The organism is Cohnella phaseoli (assembly GCF_003386235.1).
GTDB lineage: Bacteria > Bacillota > Bacilli > Paenibacillales > Paenibacillaceae > Cohnella > Cohnella phaseoli.
Window position 1 is genome coordinate 223,932 of record NZ_QRDZ01000012.1, and the last position, 6,108, is coordinate 230,039.

The 6,108-nt window shown below is 54.9% G+C and carries 4 protein-coding genes; all 4 read left to right on the forward strand.

Annotated features, from left to right (window positions below):
- The first annotated feature begins 82 nt into the window (after nt 1-82).
- Complete coding sequence (locus tag DFP98_RS16665; protein ID WP_116061737.1) at nt 83-1,450, forward strand: ABC transporter substrate-binding protein; 1,368 nt, start codon at nt 83-85, stop codon at nt 1,448-1,450.
- Between the two features lie 100 nt (nt 1,451-1,550).
- Nucleotides 1,551-2,420, forward strand: coding sequence for a carbohydrate ABC transporter permease (locus DFP98_RS16670; RefSeq protein ID WP_116061738.1), 870 nt, complete (start codon nt 1,551-1,553; stop codon nt 2,418-2,420).
- Entirely contained in the window at nt 2,420-3,238 is an 819-nt protein-coding gene (locus DFP98_RS16675; RefSeq protein WP_116061739.1) for a carbohydrate ABC transporter permease, read from the forward strand. Before DFP98_RS16670 ends, DFP98_RS16675 begins: the two co-directional genes overlap by 1 nt.
- 62 nt (nt 3,239-3,300) lie before the next feature.
- Entirely contained in the window at nt 3,301-4,890 is a 1,590-nt protein-coding gene (locus tag DFP98_RS16680; RefSeq protein ID WP_116061740.1) for a response regulator transcription factor, read from the forward strand.
- The last annotated feature ends 1,218 nt before the right edge of the window (nt 4,891-6,108 follow it).

The window sequence follows — 6,108 nt, forward strand, 5'->3', positions numbered from 1 at the left end:
CTATGAATGGGGTGAGAGAAAGCGCTTCCCGTATAATGAAAACGTCATCAGTTCATCATTATCATTTGGGAGGTCACACACAATGAAACATATGAAAGCGGTATCGACAGCGGTTGCCGTCGGCCTGCTGAGCGCGTCGCTCGCAGCCTGCGGAAGCAGCAACAACGGAAGCAGCAACAACGGAAGCAATAGCAGCGGAAGCAGCGCCTCCCCGTCGGCATCGGCCGGAGCTTCGGAAAGCGCCAAAAACAGCAACCCGGTCACTTTGACGTTCGTCATCTCCAACACCGAGGATACGACGGCGTTTACGAAAGTGTTCGAAGCCTACGAGAAGCAGTCGGGCAATAAGGTCGAGCTTCAGGCGCTGCCAGGCGGCGATTACGACAATCTGATCAAAACGCGTTTCTCCACCGGAGATTTTCCCGACCTGTTCCTGATGCAGCCGGGCACGAAGCAGTACGTCAAGTTAAGAGCGGCCGAAACGCTGCACGAATGGTCTGGAGAATCCGGCATTTGGGACAACGTATTCGATTCGATCAAGCAGGCACAGGTGGAAAACGATAAAATTTTCGGCGTGCCGTACGGCTCCACCGGAATGATGGGCGTGTTCTACAACAAGGAAGTGTTTAAGCAGGCGGGCGTGGACGTGCCGAAAAATTACGCCGACCTGATCGAGATCGCCAAGAAAATCAAGGCTGCGGGCTTCACTCCGTTTTATGAAGGCGTCAAAGACGCTTGGCCGCCGCAAGTGTTCTACTACACGGGCTGGGTGACGCAGGTCGATCCGGCGATCGGCGACGAAGGCGTCGCCAAGCTGAACCGCAACGAGCTGAAGTTCGCCGACATTCCGGAGCTGAAAGACCTGTTCGCGAAGCAGAAGGAATTGAAGGAGCTGGACCTGTACCAGAAAAACGTCATGGCCGGGACCTACGACGAAATGCAAAACGAGATGGGCGACGGCAAAGTAGCCATGGCGTTTATGCTGGACGGCATCGTCTCGCAGCTGGAACAGAAATTCGGCAAGGATTGGGTGAACAACAATCTCGGCTTCTTCCCGTTCCCGTCCGCTACGGATCAAGGAACGGCGATGATCACGCCTCCGAACCAGCTGATGGTACCGGAGAAAGCCAAGAACAGAGACGCGGCGATCGAGCTCGTGAAGTTCATGCTTCAGCCGGACAACGTCAACCTGTTTTATGCGAACAAGCCGGGTATTCCGATCTTCGAGGGCGCAACCAGCGAGCTCTACCCGGTGCAGCAGGACGTTAAGGCTTATATTGACGCCGGCAAGTCCCGCGTCAACATTCAAAACCGTTTGACCGCGTCGTTCGTGGACTTCTCGAAGACGCTGCAAAACTTCTTCCTCAAAGGCGATATCGACGAAGCGATTGGAGAATTCAGCGCCAACTATCAGAAGGATGGCAAAGCCAAGCTGCTGGAAGGCTTCTAATTCGATCAACCAGAGATAAACGACGGGGCCGCCTCCGTGCGATGGCTATACAGTCGTCCGCGGAACGGCCCCATCCACCTTGGAGGGAGGAGGCGAGACTATGGAAAGACGCAAATACCCGCTCTATTTTTCGTACCCTGCAGTCGCCGTTTTTCTGATCTTTTTTATCGCCCCGACTCTGTTCGGAGTGTATTACAGCTTTACGGATTGGAACATTAACGCCGATTCGGTGAAATTCATTGGCTTCGACAATTACGCGGCTCTTTTCCAGGAACCTAGGCTGGGGAAGGCGCTCAGCAATACATTGATTTTCGCGGCGGCCGTCACCGTCCTGCAGAACGTCATCGGATTCGTGCTCGCGCTTGTCATGAACGAATCGATTCGAATGAGAAATTTTTTCCGCATGGTGTTCTTTATGCCGTACATCATTGCGCCGATCGTCATCGGTTACGTGTTCCGCGCGATCTATCACCCCGAGCACGGCATCGTCAACACGATTTTGGAGGGCGTTGGCCTCGGCTTCATGGCCCAGGATTGGCTGAACGATCCGAAATGGGCGCTGTTTTCGATTATTCTGACGGACTTGTGGAAAGTATCGGGCTTTACGATGGTCATCTATTTGGCCGGCTTGCAATTTATTCCGAAGGATTTGCTGGAGAGCGCGGCCATCGACGGGGCCAACTACTGGCATCGTCTCAAAAACATTATTTTGCCGCTGGTCGCATCGTCCACGACAGTCAACATTCTGCTGTCTCTCATCGGGTCGATGAAGGTGTTCGAGATGGTCATGGTGCTCACGGACGGCGGTCCGGGCTATACGACGGAAGTGTTCTATACTTACATCCGCAGCACGTTCAGCATGGGCCAGATGGGCTACTCGACGGCGATCAACCTCGTTCTTTTTGCGCTCGTTACCTTTGTCGGTCTTCCGGTGCTTGCCGCGCTTAAGAAACGGGAGGTGGAGATGTGATGAGACAGGGAGGAAAAAAGCTGGCGTTGCACCTCTTCGTCCTGCTCGGCGCGCTCGTCATCCTCATTCCGTTCTACATGATCCTGGTCAATTCGTTCAAAGGCGTCCGCGAATCGGCTTTGTTCGGAATGGGACTGCCGTCCGAGTGGCTGTTCAGCAACTATGAAAAAGTATTCGAGCAAGGCAACATTCTGCGCGGCTTCAAAAACAGTTTTCTGTTGGCGGGACTGACCGTCTTCTGCGTCAATCTGTTCGCCTCGATGGCCGCGTTCGTCATCCAGCGGCGAGACGACAGGCTGATGCGCGGCTTGTATTTGACGTTTATAATCGGGTTGATCGTGCCGGTATCGATCGTACCGACGATCCGATTAATGGACATACTGGGCGTTAAGGGCACCTATTTCAGCATGGTGATGTACTACACGGCGGTGCTGCTGCCTTTTTCCGTCTTCCTGCTGGTTGGTTTTATGAAGCAGATTCCCAGAGAGCTGGACGAGGCGGCTCAGATCGAAGGGGCGGGATTTTTCCGGCTGTACGCCCGAATAATCTTGCCTCTGCTCATTACGGTGCTTGTGACGGTGTCGATCGTCGTTATCGTATCCGTGTGGAACGACTTTTTCGGGCCGTTTTATCTAGTCACAGATAGCACAAAATGGACAATCGTCCTGCAAATTTTCAACTTCGTGTCGCTGTACAATACGAACTGGGGCGTCGTGTTCGCCTTTATGGTGATCGTTGTGCTGCCGGTGATGCTCGTGTATCTGCTGCTGCAACGATACATTATCGACGGGCTGACGGCTGGATCGGTTAAAGGCTAACCGCATCGCCGCTGCGAGGATACGATACGTTCTTACGTTATAGAAGAGAAAGGAGGTCCGGCATGCGCAAGGTGATGGTAGTCGATGACGAAAAATGGGTTCGACGCGGGCTGATTCAATCGATTCCATGGGACAAGCTGGGCCTCCAGCTTGTCGGCGAGGCCGCAGACGGTCAGGACGCTTACGATATGGCGCTGGAGCTGAGGCCCGACTTGCTGTTTCTCGATATGCGGATGCCCGGACTGGACGGCAGGGAATTGCTGGCGCGGATGGATGCCGAGCTGCCGGAGCTGCTTACGATCGTCGTCAGCGGCTACTCGGATTTCGAATATACGAAGCAGGCGATTATTCATCACGCCTTCGATTATTTGCTTAAGCCGGTCAAGAAGGACGAGCTCGCCGAGGTGTTGGACAAGGCGGTGGTCGAGCTGGAGCGGCGGGAAGGGGAGCGGCGTAAAGTAGAGGAAGCGAATCGAAGCGACGGCTGGTTCCGCGACCTGCTGCTGGAGCGGGCGGGTCAAGGACGGGAGAGCGGCAGCATACCGGCTTCTTGGGCGGGCAAAGCGGCTGCCGTCTTCGTCGTTCAGGCCGACTTGTACCGTGACGATCAAGGCGGCGGTGCGGTCTTGCTGCGTTCGCTTCGCGATAAGCTTGTCCGGGAGCGGGCTTTTTATTTCGGCGGCGCATGGGAGGCGGCGTTGTCGCCGCTACCGGACGGTCGCTCGGGGGCAGTCGGGGCTGTCGCCGTCGCCTCGGGCCAGCTGCCGCCGGGAGAGCTGAAGCGTCTGCTCGAAGCCGTTCAAGCCGAACTAAAACGGCTTGCCGGTTGCGGCTACAGTATCGGCGTATGCGAGACCGCTTTGGCGGAGGCGGGCTGGCTTAAGCGCGCATTGGAGCAAGCGCTGGCCGCGCTGGCGGGGAGGAAGCTATCCGAGAAGGAAGCCGTTCTGCTTGCCTCGGTTTCTGCGGCGGGAGCGGGCTCCTCCGTCTCGCCGCCTTATCCGCATAGGCATGAGCAGGCGTTTCTGCTTGCGCTGCAGATGGGAAACCGGGAGGAGGCAGAACGGGAATTCGAGCTGCTGCTGCGTTCCATCGGCGATGAATCGGCGACGGTGGGCCAGCTTAAGCAAGGCGCGATCCTGCTCGTTCACGCGCTGGAACGCCATCTCCGCGCCAACGATTCCGGATTGGAGCAAACCTGCGGCAAGCCGCCGCTGGAACTGATCGAGGCGCTGCGGGATAGGGGCGATCCGGGCTCGGTACGGGCTCTGTTCGTAGAAGAGCTTATCCCTGCCATGTTGGCGTCGATCCAGCAGCAGGGGGCGACGCAAGGAGAGCTAATCGTCCGCGAGATGCAGCGAATGATCGAATCGCACTACGACCAGCCGCTGTCGCTGCAGCACATTGCGGAAAGCCGCTTCGTCAATGCGGACTATCTGAGCCGGCTGTTCAAGAAGATGACCGGGCAAAACTTCGTCGACTACTTGGCGGACACCCGCATTCGGAAAGCGATTGAGCTGATGCGGGTTCCGACCTATAAAAATTATGAAATTGCCCGGAAAGTCGGATACGAGGACTATCGGTATTTCAGCCAGATTTTCAAGAAGAAGACCGGCAAAACGTTGGGCGAGTTCCGCAGCTCCTTGGAATGATCATGCCTTACAAGATTAAAAAGGCGAAGCGCAGTGCATATATGCTCCTAGGGGCTATGTGCGCTTTTTTGTCTTGGCTAGTAGCGCAATAACGATTATGGCTAGCAGTTCGAAACGATTAATCTAACTAGCCTATATCGTAAATCTATAAGCAGACTGGTTCGGCTTAGAAGCAGCAAACGGCGGTTGGGCGAGGCTGTAAGCACACTGGTTCGGCTTAGAGTGGTAATTGATGGATTGGTGGGGCTGTAAGCTGACTGAGTGAGGTTAGAGAGGTGAATGATGGATTGGTGGGGCTGCAAGCCGACTGAGTGAGGTTAGAGAGGTGAATGATGGATTGGTGGGGCTGCAAGCAGACTGATTCGGCTTAGAGCGGTAATTGATGGATTGGTGGGGCTATAAGCACACTGATTCGGCTTAGAGCGGTAATTGATGGATTGGTGGGGCTGCAAGCTGACTGAGTGAGGTTAGCGAGGTAAATGATGGATCGATGGGGTTGCAAGCTGACTGAGTCGGGTTAGAGAGGTAAATGATGGATTGGTGGGGCTGCAAGCTGACTGAGTGAGGTCAGCGAGGAAAAATGATGGATCGGTGGGGCTGCAAACTGACTGGGTCGGGTTAGAGCGGTGAATGATGGATTGGTGGGGCTGTAAGCACACTGGTTCGGCTTAGAGCGGTAATTGATGGATTGGTGGGGCTGCAAGCTGACTGAGTAGGGTTAGAGAGGGAAAATGATGGATTGGTGGGGCTGTAAGCACACTGGTTCGGCTTAGAGCGGTAATTGATGGATTGGTGGGGCTGCAAGCTGACTGAGTGGGGTTAGAGAGGTAAATGATGGATTGGTGGGGCTGCAAGCAGACTGAGGGGGGAGAGAGGTAAATTGATGGATCGGTGGGGCTGCAAGCTGACTGAGTAGGGTTAGAGAGGGAAAATGATGGATTGGTGGGGCTGCAAGCTGACTGAGTGAGGTTAGCGAGGTAAATGATGGATTGGTGGGGCTGCAAGCAGACTGAGTCGGGTTAGCGAGGTAAATGAGGGATCGATGGGGCTGCAAGCTGACTGTGGAGTGCTACGATAAAAATGCAGTCGAAATACACCCTCGTATGAAATAAAATGAAAGCAAACGAGGGGACGAGTGACAATGAACAGATACGACAAGGCATTTAAAGAGGAAGCAGTCAGATTGAGCGATGAGATAGGCCCCAGGAAAGCCGCCGA

Coding starts and splice junctions, on each gene's coding strand:
- DFP98_RS16665 (WP_116061737.1), top strand. CDS start 83: ATGAAACATATGAAAGCGGTATCGACAGCGGTTGCCGTCGGCCTGCTG.
- DFP98_RS16670 (WP_116061738.1), top strand. CDS start 1,551: ATGGAAAGACGCAAATACCCGCTCTATTTTTCGTACCCTGCAGTCGCC.
- DFP98_RS16675 (WP_116061739.1), top strand. CDS start 2,420: ATGAGACAGGGAGGAAAAAAGCTGGCGTTGCACCTCTTCGTCCTGCTC.
- DFP98_RS16680 (WP_116061740.1), top strand. CDS start 3,301: ATGCGCAAGGTGATGGTAGTCGATGACGAAAAATGGGTTCGACGCGGG.